This window comes from Streptococcus varani, from assembly GCF_001375655.1.
Taxonomy (GTDB): domain Bacteria; phylum Bacillota; class Bacilli; order Lactobacillales; family Streptococcaceae; genus Streptococcus; species Streptococcus varani.
The window spans coordinates 167970-188309 of sequence record NZ_CTEN01000003.1; the positions used below are offsets into that span (position 1 = coordinate 167970).

Annotated in this window: 20 protein-coding genes and 1 pseudogene; 2 read left to right on the forward strand and 19 right to left on the reverse strand. The window is 39.9% G+C overall.

Annotated elements, in window-relative coordinates:
* The 18 genes from BN1356_RS06885 to recJ all read right to left on the reverse strand — a co-directional run bounded on the left by BN1356_RS06885 (position 1) and on the right by recJ (position 17877).
* Positions 1-1221, reverse strand: a complete 1221-nt coding sequence (locus BN1356_RS06885; RefSeq protein ID WP_093650671.1) for an ABC transporter ATP-binding protein — start codon at positions 1219-1221, stop codon at positions 1-3.
* Entirely contained in the window at positions 1221-2027 is an 807-nt protein-coding gene (locus BN1356_RS06890) for an ABC transporter permease (protein WP_093650672.1), read from the reverse strand. The genes BN1356_RS06885 and BN1356_RS06890 overlap by 1 nt, the downstream gene beginning before the upstream one ends.
* Positions 2028-2960, reverse strand: a complete 933-nt coding sequence (locus tag BN1356_RS06895) for a glycosyltransferase family 2 protein (protein ID WP_093650673.1) — start codon at positions 2958-2960, stop codon at positions 2028-2030.
* Positions 2957-4105: a beta 1-4 rhamnosyltransferase Cps2T gene (gene cps2T, locus BN1356_RS06900; RefSeq protein WP_093650674.1), complete on the reverse strand. Its 1149-nt coding sequence runs from the start codon at positions 4103-4105 to the stop codon at positions 2957-2959. The genes BN1356_RS06895 and cps2T overlap by 4 nt, the downstream gene beginning before the upstream one ends.
* 113 nt (positions 4106-4218) lie before the next feature.
* Positions 4219-4833: a TVP38/TMEM64 family protein gene (locus BN1356_RS06905; protein ID WP_093650675.1), complete on the reverse strand. Its 615-nt coding sequence runs from the start codon at positions 4831-4833 to the stop codon at positions 4219-4221.
* A 220-nt stretch (positions 4834-5053) separates the two neighbouring features.
* Positions 5054-5905 (reverse strand): dTDP-4-dehydrorhamnose reductase, encoded by an 852-nt coding sequence (rfbD, locus tag BN1356_RS06910; RefSeq protein ID WP_093650676.1) that lies wholly within the window; start codon positions 5903-5905, stop codon positions 5054-5056.
* Between the two features lie 56 nt (positions 5906-5961).
* The gene (locus tag BN1356_RS06915; protein ID WP_093650677.1) at positions 5962-6918 is read right to left on the reverse strand and encodes a glycosyltransferase family 2 protein; all 957 of its coding nucleotides are present in this window, start codon (positions 6916-6918) and stop codon (positions 5962-5964) included.
* Positions 6919-7043: 125 nt separating this feature from the next.
* Complete coding sequence (gene rfbB, locus BN1356_RS06920) at positions 7044-8084, reverse strand: dTDP-glucose 4,6-dehydratase (RefSeq protein WP_093650678.1); 1041 nt, start codon at positions 8082-8084, stop codon at positions 7044-7046.
* A 262-nt stretch (positions 8085-8346) separates the two neighbouring features.
* Positions 8347-8802: a phosphoribosylanthranilate isomerase gene (locus tag BN1356_RS06925; protein WP_245620316.1), complete on the reverse strand. Its 456-nt coding sequence runs from the start codon at positions 8800-8802 to the stop codon at positions 8347-8349.
* A 43-nt stretch (positions 8803-8845) separates the two neighbouring features.
* On the reverse strand, positions 8846-9439 hold the full coding sequence (locus BN1356_RS06930) for a dTDP-4-dehydrorhamnose 3,5-epimerase family protein (protein WP_093650679.1): 594 nt from the start codon (positions 9437-9439) through the stop codon (positions 8846-8848).
* Positions 9436-10308 (reverse strand): glucose-1-phosphate thymidylyltransferase RfbA, encoded by an 873-nt coding sequence (gene rfbA / locus BN1356_RS06935; RefSeq protein WP_093650680.1) that lies wholly within the window; start codon positions 10306-10308, stop codon positions 9436-9438. The genes BN1356_RS06930 and rfbA overlap by 4 nt, the downstream gene beginning before the upstream one ends.
* Positions 10309-10783: 475 nt before the next feature.
* Positions 10784-11608: a ZIP family metal transporter gene (locus BN1356_RS06940; protein WP_093650983.1), complete on the reverse strand. Its 825-nt coding sequence runs from the start codon at positions 11606-11608 to the stop codon at positions 10784-10786.
* A gap of 187 nt (positions 11609-11795) precedes the next feature.
* Positions 11796-12590, reverse strand: coding sequence for a Nif3-like dinuclear metal center hexameric protein (locus tag BN1356_RS06945; RefSeq protein WP_093650681.1), 795 nt, complete (start codon positions 12588-12590; stop codon positions 11796-11798).
* Positions 12580-13263, reverse strand: coding sequence for a tRNA (adenine(22)-N(1))-methyltransferase (locus BN1356_RS06950; protein ID WP_093650682.1), 684 nt, complete (start codon positions 13261-13263; stop codon positions 12580-12582). The genes BN1356_RS06945 and BN1356_RS06950 overlap by 11 nt, the downstream gene beginning before the upstream one ends.
* 1 nt (position 13264) lies before the next feature.
* Positions 13265-13936 carry a DnaD domain-containing protein gene (locus BN1356_RS06955; protein WP_093650683.1) on the reverse strand — a complete coding sequence of 224 codons (672 nt, stop codon included), beginning with the start codon at positions 13934-13936 and terminating at the stop codon, positions 13265-13267.
* Positions 13937-13944: 8 nt separating this feature from the next.
* Entirely contained in the window at positions 13945-14886 is a 942-nt protein-coding gene (metA, locus tag BN1356_RS06960) for a homoserine O-acetyltransferase MetA (protein ID WP_093650684.1), read from the reverse strand.
* A gap of 125 nt (positions 14887-15011) precedes the next feature.
* A complete protein-coding gene (locus BN1356_RS06965) occupies positions 15012-15530 on the reverse strand; it encodes an adenine phosphoribosyltransferase (protein WP_093650685.1) in 519 nt (172 codons plus the stop codon).
* A gap of 148 nt (positions 15531-15678) precedes the next feature.
* Complete coding sequence (recJ, locus tag BN1356_RS06970) at positions 15679-17877, reverse strand: single-stranded-DNA-specific exonuclease RecJ (RefSeq protein WP_093650686.1); 2199 nt, start codon at positions 17875-17877, stop codon at positions 15679-15681.
* Between the two features lie 167 nt (positions 17878-18044).
* On the opposite strand from recJ, the pseudogene BN1356_RS13105 reads away from it, so the two are divergent.
* Both BN1356_RS13105 and BN1356_RS13110 read left to right on the forward strand, forming a co-directional pair.
* Positions 18045-18395: pseudogene (locus BN1356_RS13105) on the forward strand (transposase); the annotation flags it as partial.
* Positions 18396-18421: 26 nt separating this feature from the next.
* Positions 18422-18781 carry a transposase gene (locus BN1356_RS13110; RefSeq protein ID WP_425423525.1) on the forward strand — a complete coding sequence of 120 codons (360 nt, stop codon included), beginning with the start codon at positions 18422-18424 and terminating at the stop codon, positions 18779-18781.
* On the opposite strand, the gene cls is transcribed toward BN1356_RS13110, so the two are convergent.
* Positions 18721-20268, reverse strand: a complete 1548-nt coding sequence (gene cls, locus BN1356_RS06980; protein WP_093650687.1) for a cardiolipin synthase — start codon at positions 20266-20268, stop codon at positions 18721-18723. The two genes, BN1356_RS13110 and cls, sit on opposite strands and share 61 nt — an antisense overlap.
* Positions 20269-20340: the final 72 nt, after the last annotated feature.

Genomic DNA, 20340 nt, shown 5'->3' on the forward strand with positions numbered 1-20340 from the left:
TTATCTAGATAGAACTTCCCAACTGCCATTTCTTTGAATGATACCAGTCGCCGAATCTAAAGCTGATAAATCATCTAGCGCAATATCATTACGGTTGATAACGATTATCGGAGAGTTTTCCGTATTAGCAAAAGCCAACATTTCTTTATCTTTACCCAAAATGGTAACAACCAATTTTAATTTAATATCATTAACATGTCCTAGTGAACACTTATATCTAAAAACTTTAGGGCCTTTTTTCTTGGTTGAAATATCCATTCCATTATCGTTGTATATCCAGATGTTTTTATCGAGATCTGTCAAAGAAAAAACTATATAGGTTTCCATATCTTTTAATACCTCATAGGATATTTCAAACTCTATAGGATCATTTGGCGTTATTTGAACTTTAGAGAGTAATTTCACTTTCAAGTTCTCAACAAATGTAATTTCTTCTTTTGTTTCTTCTTCTTCACTTTCAACTGAATCTTTCTGTACTACTGTATTTTCCAAACTATACTGGTTAGCTACATCACTTGGATCTCCAAAAGCCTTGACTAAACCATGCTCAATCAATACAGCTTTGTTACAGTACTTTTTAACAGCACTCATATCGTGAGTCACTAGAATAGTTGTTTTACCTGATTTCTTACGTTCCATGAAATAGTCATTACATTTACGTTGGAAGGCTTCGTCACCAACCGCTAGAACCTCATCCAGAATCAGGATATCCCCTTGAGCCTTGATGGCAACAGAAAAGGCTAAACGCACCTGCATACCGCTCGAATAGTTTTTAAGTTTTTGGTTCATGAAGTCTGTCAACTCCGCAAATTCAACGATATCATCGTACATATCGTCAATTTCCTTAGGAGAAAAACCAAGCATAGCTCCGTTCATATAAACATTTTCACGACCAGTCAATTCAGGATTGAAACCAACCCCCAACTCAATAAAGGAAACCAATTTCCCATTTACTGTTACACTGCCCTTTTCAGGAACATAGATTTGGGAAATAATCTTGAGAAGAGTTGATTTACCAGAACCATTTCGCCCAACAATGCCGAAGAAATCCCCTTCTTTTACTTCAAAAGAAATATCTTTTAAGACATGTTGTTCTCTGTAGCCCTTAATCCCCTTGAAGCGATTAACCATAGCAGTTCGTAAACTTTGGGTCGATTCCGTTGGTAATTTAAAGAACTTACTAACGTGGTCAACCTTAACTGCAATTTTTTTATCTGACATTATAAAATCTCCGCAAATCTCTTAGAATTTTTACTAAACACAACATAACCAATTACAAAAACAAGGAGTGGGAAAAGGTAAGGAAAAACGGCAATTGCTTTCGTGCCAATTAAATCCCATCCACGCATACTGCCTGAATAAATCATAAAGTGACGCAAATCCTGAATAATTTGAGCCATTGGATTTAACATCATGATTTTTGCAAAATTTTCTTGTCCCCGTTGCACAATAAAAGTCAATGAATAGATAATTGGTGTTGCGTACATGCCTGCCTGAAGAAAAACTTCCCAAATCGGTCCGATGTCACGATATTTTACAAAAAACGTTGCAAGCAGAAGAGAAACACCTGCAGCAAAAAGTACCAACTCGATAAATAATGGAATGATAAATAAAATCCCCAAAGAAGGTACCACACCATTGATCAAAGCGAAGACAAAAACAACCAGAAGATTAATTGAATAGTTGATAGCTGCATTAGCAACAGATGAAAAAACAATAATTTCTTTTGGGAAATTTAATTTTCGCAGAAGATCTCCTCGAGATACGATTGAAAACATCCCCATATTGGTCGCTTCTGAGAAGAAAGACCAAGTCACCATTCCTAAAAGTAAACTGACAGCATAGTGAGGAGTTCCATCATCAAAACGAAGAAACTTGACGAAAACAAGATACATAATCGTAAAAAGTAAGAGTGGTTTTAAAATGGACCACAAATGTCCAATCAAACTACCTTGGTAGCGTAATTTAAAATCAGTTTTAATCATTTCTCTCAATAAAATCCGATTTTTTGTATTGAATAAATTCATTTATTTTCTCCTGTAAGCAAATTTGCTAATAATCAGTGTTGTAAATACAAATGTGTGAAAAGCTTTATTTTTTTTGAGTCCGTACTGCTTAAGAGTTCGCCAACGTTTTAGCATGGGCTTATCTAAAACAGTCACAAAGGCTTGGACCAGTTCCCTCTTATCAGCAGATAGAGGCATCTCCAATAAAAACGAAGCTTGTTTCTGACTTTTTTCAATCAAGTCCCAGTAGAGGGAAAAAAGCAAGCTTGGCCGCAACCATTTTTTGACACGTTTAGACAGGGTACGGGCTCCTAATACGTTGTTTTCATGCTGGCGATACAATTCACCCGGCTGATCAATATATACTAATTTACCAAAAGCAGTCGCCAACAGAGCCAAATACCAATCGTGCATAATAATATCATCTGTCTGTGTCCAGAGTTGAGCAAGGGCGTGATTGATCATAGCCACTCCACCTGTCACTGTGTTTTCGGTCAACTCTTCCACCAATTCAGTGTTGGCGTGGCCTGATTGACTACGAATCATACTCTCTGCCATTACTTGCAGATCTTGGTCGACCACGGTCAAGTCCATATAAACCATGAGGGGCAAGTCTTCCGGATAGTTTATTGTTTCTGCTAAAGAGCGTTCTAACTTCTCTGGTAACCAAATGTCATCTTGATCACTGAAGAAATAGCAATCTGCCTCTTCGTGTTGCAGCAAGGCATGGAAACTCTTGATAACCCCCACATTAGTGGCATCATTTTCATTGATCCAATATATCCGACTATCCTCTGCTACAAATTTAGCAATAATGTTTTTGGTTTGATCACTAGAGCCATCATCTCGAATGAGTAACTTCCAATCCTGAACAGTCTGTTCTTGAATGCTCTGGATTTGCTGGACTAAAAAGTCTTCACCATTGTAGGTGGACATGAGTATATTTACTTTCATTTCAAAAACAAGTCCTCATACTGCTGGACAATTCCCTCCCACGTATAGTGTGTTTGCATATGCCTTTTGGCGGAAAGCCCCATTTCGATTCCTTCGTCCTTTTGATCAACTTGATCAATCAAACTGGCTAGATTTCCACTCTCCTTGGACCAGTAATGCACTGTATCCAAAGCCACCTTACGGTTAAAATCAACACCTAAAACTAGATTTTCATTTGTCTGAGCCAAGGCTTCTAAAAGGCTCGGGTTGGTTCCTCCGACTTCATGACCGTGAATATAGGCTCGTGTTTCTTTTCGTAGATACTTGAGAAGATTTTTATCGTAGACAGTTCCAACAAACTTGATGCGTTTATCCTTGTCAAAGCCCGTTTCCTGACGCAAGTCCTCAAAGTAACTAGATCCTTCATGGTTACAGACAATGACCAAATCACGTTTGGTACCTGATGTAATGAATTCACGAATGGCTGTTTCATAGTTATTTTCCGGTACGAAACGACCAATAATCAAATAATAACCCTTTTCTTCTAGCTGCCATTTGCTAAAGAAATCACCTACTTGGCTGCTTTCTCTCGTAAACTGAGTTGGTAATAAATCTGTTCCATAAGCGATAAACGTCGTCTTAGCCCACGGATAGGTCTGCTGGATATAGGTCTCAATGCCTTCGTTATCCGAAATTACTAGATCCGCATGCTTGGTCATAACTTTCTCAGAATACTTAAGATAGGTTTGGATAGGCTTACTCCACTTGGTCCGCTTCCATTCCAGACCGTCAGGATTGATCAACAATTGACCACCAATTTTATGAATCTTTTTGGCAAAAGGCGCAATGAAAGCTCCTATGGTATTCCCCAAAATGTAGAAAATCGGTTCTTTTATATTCTGATGTTTAATCAGATCAAGGGCATAGCTGATTGCCATCATATCGTAAGCAATAACGCGGGCAGGTCCAAGTTTTGGTGGATTAATGGTAAAACAATCTACTTGCTTGTATTGAAAATGATGGTGGTGACCATCATCAGACAAGCAGGCTACATGATAACGAAGCTCATCTGATTTTTGATGGGAAACCAATTCATCTACAAAAGTTTCAAAACCACCATATTTAGCTGGTAATCCACGACTACCAATGATAAAAACGTCTTTCATATTTTCCTGTTTTCTAAAATGTGTAATCAGATTATTATAACATAAATAGGCCTACAATTCATAGAAAAAGAGCGGATTTGCGTCCGCTCACTGGTTTTAAAAAGAAGGATAGTTTAGGAAAAAAGCTGATGGACCATTTGAATCCCTTGATAAGTCAAAACAGTGTAAAGATAAAGAGTTGCTGGCTTAGTGATGATGGTGATCCAGGCAAATTTCTTGAGAGACATCTTGCTCATCCCTGCCACCATACAAAGAAAATCATCTGGAAAACCCGGTAAGATAAAAGCTGTAGCTAAGAAACGCTCAAAGATTTTTCCACGATCCAGATAAGCAATATATTTGTCATAAACTTTATCAGATACAAAGGACTTAACAAAGACTTGACCATATTTACGTGCTAAGAGAAAGGCCAAAATAGATCCGATGAAAATACCGGTTGTATTGTAGACAAACCCCATTAGCGGACCAAAGAGAACATGACCAATGACGCAGGTCAATCCTCCAGGAATAACAGGATAAAGGACCTGAATAATTTGAATGGCAATAAAAATCAGTGGACCAAAAATCCCAATTTCCTTCAAGAACAATTGAAATTCACCACCAACCGCAAATACTGCTGGATTGCTTTTTATATAGAGGCCCATCCAAATCGAGAGCAAAATCCCCAAAACCGTCACCACTTGAATCCATTGTTTATTGCTTAATTTAAAAGGAAATTTTAATACCATACTGTCTTCTCCTAGTCTCAATGTTATCTTTATTGTATCATTGAACTAACACAAGAACATCGGTCTTGAGAATGACTTTCTAATACTTTTTGAAAATTAAAACGATACTTTGTTAAAATTCCTTGCTTAGCAATAGGTATTTTCACATCGCTTTCCCCCTCTATTTTTGATTTTCTCTGGGTGCAAAAAAAGGAAGGCTATCGCCCTCCATTAAAAAAATTTATTTTTGACCTTGTTTGTAAAAAGCTTCTAACGCTTCTTGCCAAGTAGGAATGACAAAACCAGTCGCCTTGGCTTTGGCCAGACTCATGGTTGAATTGAGTGGACGTTTTGCTTTGGCTGGGAATTGAGCGGATGATACTGGATTAACCGTTACATTCTTATCCTTCAAAATCTCTTTCGCAAAATCATACCACGAAATCCCCGCTTCAGAATCATTTGACAAATGGTAGTAGCCGTACTCTTGCTTAGTGTCTACCAAATGAACCATAAACTCTGCTAAAGTACGTGTCCAAGTTGGGCGACCAAACTGATCATTGACAACACCAAGTATATCGCGTGTTTCAGCCAAGTTTAGCATAGTGAAAACAAAGTTTTTACCATAGTTGCCAAATACCCAAGCAGTGCGAACGGTATAGAACTTATCGGCGAACTGCTCTACTGCTTCTTCACCCAAGCGCTTAGTGCGACCATACTCTGTCTGTGGGTTTGCAGGCTCATCCACCTCTAGTTCTAAACCAACTGGCTTTTGACCTTCAAAAACATAATCGGTAGAGATGTAAACCAAGGTTGCGTCATACTTAGCAGCTGCCTTGGCAACATTCTCTGTACCTGTTACGTTGATTTTATAGTTGAGTTCTTTGCCTTCGTCTTCTGCAGCATCCACTGCTGTGTAAGCAGCACAGTGGTAAACGATACTTGGTTTAACTTCAGAGAAGAAAGCATCAACTTTCTCCGCATCTGTAATATCCATTTCAGCCACATCAGCAGCTACGTATTCGATTCCGCGTTCATCCAATAGATAACGCAATTCTGTACCTAATTGGCCATTGGCACCTGTAATTAAAATCATAATTGACTCCTTTGTTTTGTCCTATGCTTATTTCTTTTTAGCAAAATAGGATGACATTAATCCTCATCAGAAGTACGCTTATCAATGATATAGCGTGGACGGTGTTTGGTTTCCAGATAAATTTTACCAATATATTCACCAATGATTCCAATTGAAACCAATTGAATACCACCAATAAAGGCAACTATTGTTACCGTACTTGACCAACCGGATACAGTATTACCGATAAAGTGACTAACCAAACTCCATATAATAAATAGAAAAGAAACCAGAGAAGTCAAAATCCCCAGACTGGTAATCAAACGAATAGGTTTGATACTAAGACTTGTAATACCATCGAAGGCCAAACCTAGCATTTTTTTCAAAGGATAGTGACTCTCACCAGCAATGCGTTCAAATCGATCGTATTCAACTATCGCATAGTTAAATCCAACCAAGGGTACCAAGCCACGTAGGAAAAGATTAACTTCTGTAAATTCAGCCATAGCATCCAATGCCTTTTTAGACATAAGGCGGTAGTCTGCATGATTAAAAATAATTTCCACACCGAGTTTTTCCATTACATGGTAAAAACCTTCTGCTGTAAATCGCTTGAAAAAGGTGTCTGTTGTCCGTTTTTTTCGAACTCCATAAACCACTTCTGCTCCATTCTGATAAGCTTGAACCATATCATTCATGCAGTTAATATCATCTTGACCATCACAGTCGATAGTGATGATAATGTCAGCTGACTCTTTAGCTTCCATCATACCTGCAAGAACTGTACTTTGGTGACCACGATTACGAGATTGAGAAATCCCTACAATATGCGGATTTTTTGAATATTCTTCAATCAGCTCCCATGTTCGATCCTTGCTACCATCATTGACATACATGATACGGCTATCTTCGGAAACCAGCCCTTTTTCCATCAACTCATGTAATTCCCCTAAAAACATAGGGTTAGTTTCGGGTAAAACAGCTTCTTCATTATAACAAGGTATAACAATGTATAATGTTGATTTTTCTTTCATTTTTTCCTCGTCTTTTTGCCTCAGACTCTATACAAATCAGCGATTTCAAAAATAGAAGACTCGTAGCAAATTTTTATCATTGTTTCATAAAAACTGCACCTCAGCTCTGAGATGCCGCATCATCTTTATTTAATCACTTCTTGTGTTTTTGCGTAATTCGCTTCAACAGCTTCTTTTTCAGCCTTCCACCAGTCTTGGTTTTCAGTGTACCAGTTAATGGTTTCTTGCAAGCCTTGCTCAAAATTGGTAAATTGTGGTACCCACCCCAATTCTTCACGGAGTTTGCTTGAATTGATGGCATAACGAAGGTCGTGACCAGCACGGTCTGTTACATGATCATAGGCATCTTTTGGTTGACCCATTTTTTCAAGAATCAATTCAAGAACCTCTTTGTTGTTCTTCTCGCCATCAGCACCAATCAAGTAGGTTTCACCCATTTGACCTTTGGTCAAAATCGCCCAAACACCTGTTGAGTGGTCATTGGTGTGAATCCAGTCACGAACATTCTTGCCTTCACCGTACAATTTTGGCTTGATACCTGACAAGATGTTGGTGATTTGACGTGGAATGAATTTTTCAATGTGTTGGTAAGGACCGTAGTTGTTTGAACAGTTTGAAAGTGTTGCTTTCACACCGAATGAACGAACCCATGCTTTGACAATCAAGTCTGAAGCAGCCTTGGTTGATGAATAAGGTGATGATGGGTTGTAGTTGGTTTCAGCAGTGAATTTTTCACCTGGACCTTCACCATGTCCTGGCAAATCTTCACGCAATGGAAGATCACCGTAGACTTCGTCAGTAGATACATGGTGGAAACGGATGTCGTATTTACGAGCCGCTTCCAAGAGAGTGTAGGTACCGATAAAGTTAGTGTGGATAAATGGTGATGGATCGTTGAGCGAGTTATCATTGTGGCTTTCTGCCGCATAGTGAACGATCGCATCTGCCTTAGCAGCCAATTTGTCAACCAATTCTGCATCTGCGATATCACCGACAACCAATTCAACACGGTCGCCGAGGATAGACTCGATATTAGCCTTGTTACCAGCATAAGTGAGTTTGTCAAGAACTGTTACATGTACATCTGGATGATTGTCATAGACATAGTGTACGAAGTTAGAACCGATGAAACCTGCTCCACCTGTTACGATAATGTTTTTATACATAATGTTTGTTTTTCTCCGAAAAATTGTTTTTTCTTTTTTGACAGCCCCTTAGGGGGTGGAGACGTCAGCTGAAACGGTCAGGTGTGTGACTATTTCAGGTTTGGGATAAAGCAAACGAAGTTTGCATCATTTCCATGACTTATTTGAGAGTCTAAGGTCTCTCAAATCCTCTGTCTCATAAACTCTTGTTTATGAGAATAGCACCTCAGCGGAGCTGTCCGAATTGGCTCGCTTTGCTCGCCAATTTTTGATTTCACATTTTCTACTCGTTTGATTTTCCTAAAATTTCTTTCAGGTAATCAATCTTAGCAAAATCTTTATTGTTGTTATTCTCTGCTTGATAAGAGTCTTTTGAGGATGCAAGGTAGATTTTTAGGTATTGCTCCAGATTTGGCAGGTAGTATCGGACACCTTTGTCCTCCATTTCTTCCAAATCTTCCAAGGCAACTCCAGCAAATTCCGGCAGAGAATGTAGTCCACCAAACTCAACTGCAATGCCATCTCGTTGAAACTCATGCTCGTGTGGATCTGTAAAAACAAAACCTAGTTTTTCCATAAGGGCAATGAGTTGTTCCCTTTGATGAATTCGTTTGTCATCCGGAACTGCCCAGCCTCTTGGATCACTCGGAACATGAATATCAATATCTCGAGCATTCCAAGAACGCTTGGTCCTGATTTCAAAACCCAGAGAACCCATCAAGAGTGGGTGAATGCCCATACCATTGAGTTAGCGAGCAATTTCTAAAAAAACCTGATACATCCTACAAGTCTTCCTTCTTCAATGCTTTAACATCTCTGAGGAGCGGGTGGTTTTCATCTGCTTCAGATACTTCTGCTTCCGCAAGATTTTCCCATTGGATCCCCAATGCTGGATCAGCATAATTTACAAAGGCATATTTGGGTTTCAATTCCAAAGCCCAGTAGTCATTGACAAGATAGCTATAAGCTACTTTGTCAGACAAGACTTGGAAACCATTGGCCACACCGCGCGGCACAAAGATCCCTTTGGAAGCATCGATGACGGTTTGATAGGTATTTCCAAAGGTTTCACCCTCGCGTAAATCAACCCAAGAACCGAGGACTTTCCCATCATCAGCGACCGAAATGTACTTATCCCAAGGTTCTGCATGAAGCCCACGAAGAACATGTTTACGAGAAAAGCTGACATTATTTTGCAACTTGCCTTCAGCAAAGAAACTTTCAGGAAAACCTAGGGGCAACATTTTTTCTTTTTGGAAGTTTTCTTTAAACCAACCACGATTGTCCCCACGAACTGGAATGTCAAACTCCAACATACCAGGAATACCTTCAATCTTACGGGCTGCTAATTCTTTATCGAAAAATTCTTGTGTCATTTTACTTCTCCTATCAGACGAAGCAAATATTGTCCGTATTCATTTTTCTTAAGTGGTTGTGCCAAGTTATGTACTTGTTCTTTGGAAATATAACCCATACGATAAGCAATTTCCTCCAAGTTAGCTACTTGTACATTTTGCAAGCGTTGAACTGTCTCGATGTACTGAGCAGCTTCTAAGAGACTCTCATGTGTCCCAGTATCCAACCAAGCAAAACCACGTCCCATAAGCTCAACAGACAAGTCCCCACGTTCCAAGTAAGCCTTATTGACATCTGTAATTTCCAATTCGCCACGAGGAGATGGCTTGATATTTTTGGCAATTTCTACCACATCATTATCATAGAAATAGAGACCCGTTACTGCGAAATCTGATTTTGGTACTTCTGGCTTTTCTTCGATGGAAATAGCATTCATTTCATCATCAAATTCAACAACTCCAAAACGTTCCGGATCTTTCACTTGGTATCCGAAAACTGTTGCCCCTTTGTCTTTCCCAGCAGCTCGTTGCAACATCTTAGTCAAACCATTTCCATGGAAGATATTATCTCCGAGAACCAAAGCAACATTATCATCACCGATAAAATCTTCGCCGATGATAAAAGCTTGTGCCAAGCCATCTGGACTTGGTTGTACAGCATAAGAAAGAGAAATACCCAATTCCGATCCATCACCAAGCATATCCTCAAAGCGTGGTAAATCTTGTGGAGTAGAAATAATCAAAATATCTTTAATTCCAGCCAACATCAGAATAGACAGTGGATAGTAAATCATCGGTTTGTCATAGATGGGCATGAGTTGTTTTGAAGCAGCGCGAGTCAGCGGATAGAGACGAGTTCCCGAGCCACCTGCAAGAATAATACCTTTCATTCTAGATACCTTCCATCATTTTATTATAATCAATACATTATAACATACTTTAAAAAGACTGTCATCTCGCAATCTTGGTTGGCTTTTACACAAAAAAGGGGAGCATCCCCCTCGCTTTCTTAGTAATTTCTAATTTTCCTACTTCCCAGATTCCTTTGTAAAAAGAAAGGATAAGACTTTGCTTGAGCCCTCTCGGTAGGCCTAATGACTCCTCAAACGCAAAAGTCTCCTCTAAACCACTGACCCAAGTAGTTTCTTTGGCTTGCTCCTGTAAAATATCAAAAATAATTGACTGTTATTCCATCCTTAATGGTTTGACAAAACGGCAGGTTTGATTAGGTTACCACTCACAAAAATAATGATCGTTAAGACCAAATACTCTTTGGACTGATAGCAAATGAACAAGCCCTAATCAAACTGGATTGGCTAAGATTTGTAGGATTTCTACTTATATTTTATTGATTTTTCTTATCTTTTAACCCAAAGCTACATCTAAAATCATCATGATGACAAAACCCATCATAAGACCCAATGTCGCAAGGTCTGTATTGCCATTGGTCTGAGACTCTGGAATCAATTCTTCCACTACTACAAAGATCATAGCTCCAGCTGCAAAAGAGAGAGCATATGGCAAGATTGGTGTCATATAGATTACCGCAACTGCTCCGATGACTGCCGCAATTGGTTCAACAATAGCCGACATGGCACCCCAGAAAAAAGCCTCTTTCCGCGATTTTCCGTCTGTTCGAATAGGGATGGATAGGGCTGATCCTTCAGGAATATTTTGCAAGCCAATCCCCAAGGCTAGTCCTAGCGCACCAATATAGGCAGCCTGGCTGTAATTGTTGGCTAGGGCACCAAAGGTCACCCCTACTGCCAAGCCCTCAGGAATATTGTGAATCGTAATGGCCAGAAAGAGAAGAGTTGTCTTGGAAAGGCGCCTCCTTTCTTCCTTTCTTCCGCCTTCAGCCTTGGCAAGCTCATTTCCCAAGTGTAAATGCGGTATGATAGCATCAATAAAGCGTAAGAAATAACCACCCAAAAGAAAACCAACTGCTGCCGGAATCCAAGACCAAGCACCGTAACTTTCTTCAGCATAAGTAATAGATGGTGCCAAAAGAGACCAGAAAGAGGCCGCAATCATAACACCTGCCGCAAACCCCTGCATGGTATCCAGTAATTTTCGACTAATCTGTTTAAAAAAGAAGACAATAGCAGAACCGATAATCGTACAGGTCCAGGTAAATAAACCAGCTAAAAATGCCTGTAAAACAACGGACTGCTCCGCAAACCAATCCATGAACATCCCTCACTTTCCCTTTGATAGTACTGTATTTCCAGATTTTTTTCAAGTATTTTTTTGAAAAAAACTTAAGACAAAAGAGGCAAATAGTTGTTAGATAAAAATCTCTTTCAGAGTCTAAGTTAAGCCACTAGAAGTAACCAATGTAAAAAAGAGTATGGCTGATTAAATTCTGCCAATACTCTTATAGGTGTCTGAATGGATTGGTAGAAACGGTCGAAGCCAGAATTTCAAGCTCCCAATCCTTTTCATCTTTCCATTCCAGCAATTTTTCAGTGATTTTTTCGATAAAAAGAACTTCGATATGATGGCCTGGATCGATACCCAAAAGGCCCTGCGTCAACATTTCTTGACCCGTGTGATAATAGATATCGCCTGTAATGAGGACATCCGCCCCTTTAGCAAGAGCATCCTTGTAAAAACTATCGCCCGAACCACAGCAGATGGCGACACGGTTAATATATTGCTGGGCTTGATGATGATAGGTAACCAAACGAACAGCATCCAAGTTAAACGTCGATTTGACTTTGAGAGCCAATTCTTCTAACGTCTGCTCCACAACCGTACCTACTCTACCCAGACCATGACCTGGAATTGTTTCATGGAGTACCTCTGTATCTCGAATCTCTAAAAGCTCACAAAACCAATCATTGAGACCACCGTCGACCACATCTATATCCGTGTGGCTAACATATACAGCAATGTCATTCTTGACCAAGTTAAGATAAATCTGAGTTTGCAGATCATCTGCCACTAGATTTTTCAAAGGCTTGAAGATCGGGGCATGTTTGACGATAATCAAATCAACTTTCTTATCGATCGCTTCTGCTACTGTCGTTTCACGAATATCCAAAGCCACCATGATGCGTTTGACTTCCTTGTTCAATGTACCAATCTGCAAACCTGACACATCACCCTCTATGGAAAGATGGGGAGGACAAAAGTCTTGATAAGCTTGGATCACTTGGCTAGCTAACATGAAGAACCTCCTTGATGGCAGTGATTTTTTCTTGAAGAGCTAAGATATCATCCTGATGGTCAGCTGGAATCCTTGCCAAAGAATGACTGATTTTTTTCAGTTCAGTTTGCCATTTTTCAATAAAAACACTTGATTTTTCCTGCATCAAATATGGACCGAAGCGCCTTTCAAGTTTGGAAAGTTTCATCTGGCCTGGCTCAACCACTAAAATCTCATAGAATTTCTTATTTTCTGTCAACATCTCTTCTGCCACAATCCGAAAACCATGGTCAGATAACCAGTCACGCAGTTCGTCTTCACGATTATTAGGTTGTAAAACCAAGCGTTTGATACTTGACAACTTATCCAAATCAGCAACTAAAATATCCGCAATCAATCGACCACCCATACCAGCAATGGTAATGGTGTCAATCTGGTCATCTTTTTCAATGGCAGCTAAACCATTAGCAAGGCGAACCTGAACTTGCTCCTCTTCACCAGCCTGAGCCACATTGGTCAAAGCCGACTGATAAGGGCCCTGAACAACCTCACCGGCCACGGCAAAATCAATCAGATCATTTTCTACTAAAAAAAGAGGGAGATAAGCATGGTCACTCCCTAAATCAGCAAGGCGCGCCTTCTCAGGTACATAGGCTGCCACTGCTGCTAAACGTTTTGATAATTTTGTTTCCATTTTAATCTTTCCAAAGATTCATTGCATCCATAAAGTCCTTTGAAACCGTCACAGACTTGGTCTGCTGAGCTTCTCGTTCGGCATTTTTTGCCTCTACTTGATTGGGAGTTGTAATCCCTTCTCGACGCCAGTTGCGGAGAATTGCTTGGATGTAGCGCCAATTGGTTTTATTGTTAAAGACTGCCTCCCGCAAGGCTAGACGAACCAAGTCAATGGAGGTCTTATCCTCTTGAAGGGTCTTTTGCAAATCTTCGATTTCAAAAGGGGATAAAAAACGACCCAATTCACGCTCAAAATCAGCCACCAACGTCTTAAACTCATTGGGAGAATGCGTTTTTTCCGTCTTAGCACCTTGCAATAACTGATCTAATTTTTCTAGAGCAGGCATGGCATCGCAAATCATTTCAATTTCACGTTCCAATTCGATGGTTTTAAATTGGAGCAAACCTGCTTCCTGTAAGGTTTCAATAGAACGATTCACTTCAGCTAAACTTTTTCCGATTGCCTGTGAGATTTGGCTGGAAGCTATTTCTTCCAATTTACCAGTGTTTTGAAAAAAGAAAAATTGCCAGACTAAAAAATCATCTGCTGATGGAAATAAGTCCTTAAAATGAAATAGTAAAGCACTTGGTAGTACCAAGTTGCCTGACCGATATTGTTGTGAAAGTTTCATAATTCCTCTTATAAACTCGCAGAATGTGAAGATAACTCCACCATATTCCAATCATAGGGGGTCTCTTGATAAACCGCATAATTGATCCAATTGTTAAAAAATTGCGCTGCAGCCAAGTTCCAAGTGAGGGCTGGTCTCGAATCGGGATTCTTGCCCTTAAAATAGTTGACAGGCAAGTGCGGTTTCAGTCCCGCACCAAGATCCCTGTGATACTCTTTGGCAAGAGTATCGCGATCGTATTCTAAATGACCAAAACTGTAGACTTCTCGCATATCTTTTGTGGCTAAAACAGACAATCCGACATCATCACCACTTGCTAGCACTTCTAGGTGGTCCATACCATCAATATCTTCTTTTCTAACCTCTGTATAACGGGAATGAGGTGCTGTATAGACATCATCAAAACCACGCATAAGCGGACTATCTGTGTTGATTACCTCTTGGGAATAAACGCCAGATAACTTTTCTGACATGTTGTGTTTTTCAATCCCATAACGAGCATAAAGACCTGCTTGTGCTCCCCAACAAATATGAAGGGTTGAATAAACATGATCTTTAGACCAGTCCAATAATGCAACTAATTCTTGCCAGTAATCCACTTCCTCAAAGGCAAGATTTTCTACTGGTGCACCTGTAATGATGAGACCATCATAAAACTTGTCTTGGACTTGTTCAAATGTTTTATAAAATTGCTCCATGTGGCTTTCATGAGTCGTTTTGGAACGATGAGTGACCATATACAAAAATTCAACTTCCAACTGCAAAGGCGTATTGGCCAAAAGCCGTAAAAGTTGAGTTTCTGTCACAATTTTTTGGGGCATAAGATTAAGAATGAGAATATTCAAGGGCCGGATGTCCTGGTGCTTAGCACGGCTGTCATCCATAACAAAAATATTCTCAGTTCGTAATATATCTACTGCAGGTAGGGATTTCTCTATCTTAATTGGCATTATTATCTTCCCTTCATCACTTCTTATCCTATCGCATAAAACAATTATACAATAGGTCAACAGACTTGTCACTTTGGAAGAAATTAGACTGTATTATAGTTATAAACTATAACCGAAACAGTTTTTTAGCCAGGGAAGTTCATCAAGACCTTCATATCGTAATCACCAACTACTTGACGACCACCAAGACCATCCAACTCAATCAGGAAGGCACAACCAGCAACTACACCGCCCAAGCGTTCAATCATATCAACAGTCGCTTTAACGGTTCCACCAGTTGCTAAAAGATCATCAACAATGAGAACACGTTGTCCTGGTTTGATGGCATCCGCATGCATGGTCAATGTATCAACGCCATACTCTTTTTCATAATCCGATGAAATCACTTCACGAGGCAATTTGCCTGGTTTACGAACTGGTGCAAAACCAATTCCCAACTCAAAGGCAACTGGACAACCAACGATAAAACCACGCGCTTCTGGACCAACAATCATATCAATTTGTTTATTGGTAGCGTATTGGACGATTTCACGAATGGCATAACTGTATGCATTTCCATCAGCCATTAAAGGCGAGATATCACGGAAGGTAATCCCTTCTTGTGGGTAATTTTCAATGGATGCAATGTAATCTTCTAATTTCATTTTAAACTCTCTTTATTTTTTGTTTTACTCTTCATTATAGCATATTTCTAAAGAAAGGCGCTTTGAAAAAGTTCATATTTATATTTCCTCTGAGGAAAGAGTGAGAATCGTGTACTCTATGTTTCTCATTTCATTCTCCTTAGAAAATCTACTGTTTCAACCAATCATATATCTCTTGAGGGGTTCCCAGTGCCATGAGTTCCTGAAACCGAACGGTTTCTTTTAAGTCTTGATAGATTTGGCTTTCTGAGATGTCACGTTTTTGGGCCTCTTTGTTGACAGACATGATGCCGTCTGTGATGGTCACAAATTCCAATTCTTGAAAAATCTGCACCATCTTAACCAGTAAAATATACGGAATTTTGAGGTAATCAGCTAATTCCTTCAGTTTGTAGCGAACATCAAATTCTGGAAATTGGTAGATGGCCTTATAAAACTTAGCAAACTGTTCCCTAGTACCATAACCAGTCAGATAATAGTCTTGTTTAATCTGGTTTTTAAAATAAATAGCTTGAAAATCTTTATCCATAAACAAGGCTCTTAAATCAGCTGCTTTTTCAGGAATCTCAAGAAGAACGACACTATCGCTTTGGATATCCTGACTTAAGATAGGAACAGAAGCAGGAAGTTGGTTGGTTTTAGCTCGAATGTCAAAGAGTTGGACACCATTCACACGAGCATCAACCAAGATGAGCTGGATACTGGTATTGCCATTCCATTGATTGACAGATAGTTGGACAGCTAGTTCTAAGTTCTTAACCTGAGTGTATTCTTGCGCTAGCTTCCCTTGACCAAAGGCCACTAAATCAACCGAAACCTCCCCTTTTTGAAGGCGCAGTTTCAGATGAAGATTATCCTGACCCATAGTCCTAGCTGATTCAACATGAAAGTCTCTCAAATAAAAAGTTGGTTTTGCATAATCCATCCCAAAGGGAGCTAGTTTAGCCAGCGACTTGACAGTCTCCAAACTTAGTTGACCTAAATCCAGCTCCTCATCCAGAACCAGTTTGGCTTTGCTGGTCAGATCCAAGTTCTGTTCAATAATAAAATGCGCTAGTGCAGTTGAGACCGCATCTAAATGTTCGACCGATAAGGTCATACCTGCAGCCCCACTATGACCTCCAAAAGCTAGAAAGAGATGACGATTTTCATTAAGAGCCTGAAAAATATCCACTGCTTCTGGAGAACGAGCCGATCCCTTGGCTAAACCATCTTGAATGGATAAAACGATAATCGGTTGCTGCAATTCTTCTAAGAGGAGACCCGCAACAATCCCTAAAACACCCGGATTCCAGCCCTCAGCAGCCAATACTTGAACAGGTTTCTCCGGATTGACCATCGCTCGAGCTTGGTCATAAATGTCCTGAACAAGGGCTTTGCGATCCGTATTTTTTTTATCCACCATCTTAGCAATACCAGCTACTTCTTCCTCATCGAAACCAGTCAAGAGTTCAGCAGCGGGATTGGGATCGTCCAGTCGACCCAGAGCATTGAGTCGAGGTGCTAGTTGAAAACCAACCGTTTCCTCGTCCAAGTTTACTGGATCAACACCAGCCAATTTCAATAATTCCTGAAGACCAACCCGTTCTGTTTGCTTAAGGACAGATAAACCATACTGGACCATAATACGATTTTCATCCGTCAAGGAAACCATATCTGCAATCGTTCCAATAGCCACTAAATCTAAAAATTCCACCTGAACCTGTTCCAGAAGAGCTGTAGCCAATTTGAAGGCAACTCCACAACCCGCCAAATGCTTGAAAGGATAGTGACCAGATGGATGTTCGGGATGGACAATGGCATAGGCATCTGGTAGTTGTTCTGGAAGCGAATGGTGGTCGGTTACAATGACGTCAACATCCATTTCTTGAGCATAAGAAATAGCCTCGTGTCCTGCTACCCCATTGTCCACTGTTACAATCAGGGAAATTCCCTCTTGTTCAATAAAATACTTATAAATCGACTGATTGGGACCATAGCCATCTGTAAAGCGGTTTGGTAAATAAACCTGGCATTCCGCTCCCATCTCTTCTAAAGCTTCTTTAAGAATAGAAGCGGAGGTCATCCCATCCGCATCATAGTCACCATAGACAAGAATGCGTTCATCATTTTCAATTGCCTGACGAATCCGCTCGACTGCTCTATCCATATCATGTAATAAATATGGATCATGCAACTGGTCCAAAGAAGGATGCAAAAAAGTCTCCAAAGCATCCGCTGTTTGAACCCCTCTTTCATAAAGAATCTGAGCCGCCAAGACATCCAAACCCTCTTTTTTTGCCGCTTTTATAAATGTTTGATCTGAAAAACCAGGCATCAACTCCCAGTCATATTTTGATAAAATCACAGTCTTGCTCCTTTAAAATGTCGCTTTTTATTATACCATGAAAGCATGAAAAAGACAGGCATTAGCCTGTCTCAGACTGAAGACAAAGTCCTTGGAATTAGGTTTCTAAGGGCTTTTCTTTGTGAATAGGAGTATAATAAAAGTATCTAGTATGAGGAGGTTTGGCTATGCTTCATAAGGAAAAACCAGATTACAACCGCAATCAATATGGTTTCTATACACTTGATGACCTTGTTCCAATTGATCATTTCCTTCGTCAAGTTGATGAGGTGATTGATTTTAACTTCATTTATGAGTTGGTAGAGGACACCTACTCAACCGATAATGGTCGTCCGAGTTTAGATCCTGTCATGCTGGTTAAAATCCCTCTTATTCAGTGCCTCTATGGTATTCGGTCCATGCGTCAAACTATCAAGGAAATCGAAGTCAATATGGCTTATCGTTGGTTTCTCGGTCTTACTCTCGATGATAAGGTCCCCCACTTCACTACTTATGGGAAGAATTACAGTAGACGATTTGTGAAGATATCCGACATCAAAAAGGAATGAAGGAGCTTTATCAGAAGCGTAAGGAAACCATTGAACGGCTCTTTGGAACAGCCAAAGAGTACCATAATTTGCGCTATACAAGAGAAAGAGGAAAGTCCAAAATGGAAGACAAGGTTGGACTGACCTTGGCATGTCTCAATATCAAAAAACTGGTGAAAATGATGGCTGGGAAGCCTTTTTATTTTGTCCAAATCTGCCAATTTCCACCATATTTCGGCAATATACAAAAAAAGACAAACCTCAAAAATGAAGTTTGTCTACAATCTGAGACAGGCATTAGCCTGTCTGCGTTTCACTATAATAAGGGGCTGATTAAAGCAATCACTGCACCTGCTGCCCGCTTGTACCATGGGTAATTTTTCCTGAATCCCTCTAGTGTAATCTCTTTGGCTTGGGCGAAGGAATCCTCGAAATCACGAGAAATATCAGCCATCACTTGGCGGTGATTATAGATATAGAGTCCACACTCAAAATTGAGATAAAAGCTTCTAAAATCGAGGTTAACCGTTCCAACACATGCTTTTCTATTGTCCACTAAGACAACCTTAGAATGAACAAATCCCGGCATGTATTCGTAAATCTCAATTCCAGCTTCCAAATATATCTCAAAGTCCGTTCTGGCAACCAAGTAAGGCATTTGCTTATCATAGATATGCGGTAGAAGAACCCGAACTTTTACCCCTCGTTTAGCCGCATAAATCAGGCTTTCTTGCATCTCATCATCTAAGACCAGATAGGGTGTCATAATACAAATTGACTGTTGAGCGGAATGAAACATATCCAAATAGACCCTCTTAGCAACGGCATCATTATCAAAAGGACTCTCACCATAAGCAAGAAAGTAGGAATCCGACCCGATCTGAATATTTTCTCTTTGATGGTGTTCTTCCAAATAAGACAAATCATTATGATCTGATTTTTCATCAAAATTCCACATTTGGAGAAACATCAGAGTGAAGTTAGCAATAACTTCTCCAGTGACGCGGATATTGGCATCTTTCCAGTAGCCGAAGCGTTCGATTCGATTGATATATTCATCCGCTAAATTGGCACCACCCGTATAAGCAATTTCGCCATCAATGACAGTAATTTTCCGGTGATCTCGATTGTTTTGGACAGTGGAGAGAGCAGGTATAATCTGAGAGAAAACCTTTGCCTTGATACCTAGTTTCCGCAAACTTTTGTAATAATTGTAGGGGAGATTATTGAGTGAGTTCATACCGTCATACATAAAACGGACCTCTACCCCTTGGTCAGCTTTTTCTTTGAGAATCTCAAGCACGGTTTCCCACATATAGCCAAAATCAACAATATAGTATTCCATAAAAATGTATTTTTTAGCTTGATGCAAATCGACCAAAAGATCCTCAAACCAGTCCTCACCTGAAGGATAATAACGAGCATCGGAATTGGCATGAAGGGCATAGCCCACATGTTCGCTCAGATAATGAGCTAATTTGAGTTGTTCCTTATCCTTATCACCCAAGCCACTCATGACTTTATAGGAGGTATGTCCATACTCCTTTAAAGCATCCGCCTGTTTTTGGAAATTTTTGCGGTAGCGCCTGGTTTCAATATTGGATTGAAGAATAAAGTAAAAGAGCGCTCCAAAGATGGGAACCCCCATCACAAAAAGGATCCAAGTCAGCTTAAAACTAGCATTCATGGGGCGGTTAACTATGGTGATAGCTACAATGATGGAAAAAATCTGTAAAACGATAAAGAGAGTAGGCATGTAGGCCGTCACTGACGTTACTGCCCAGAATATGGAGACAACGGTGATCAGTAGCAAAAGTAAAACAATAAAGACCCGACTGTAAATTAGACGCCAAATTCTTTTCATGACTTCCTCCCTCATTTTTATGTATTAAGACATTATAACAAATTTCCCTTTGAAATACTAGGAAAGACTGAA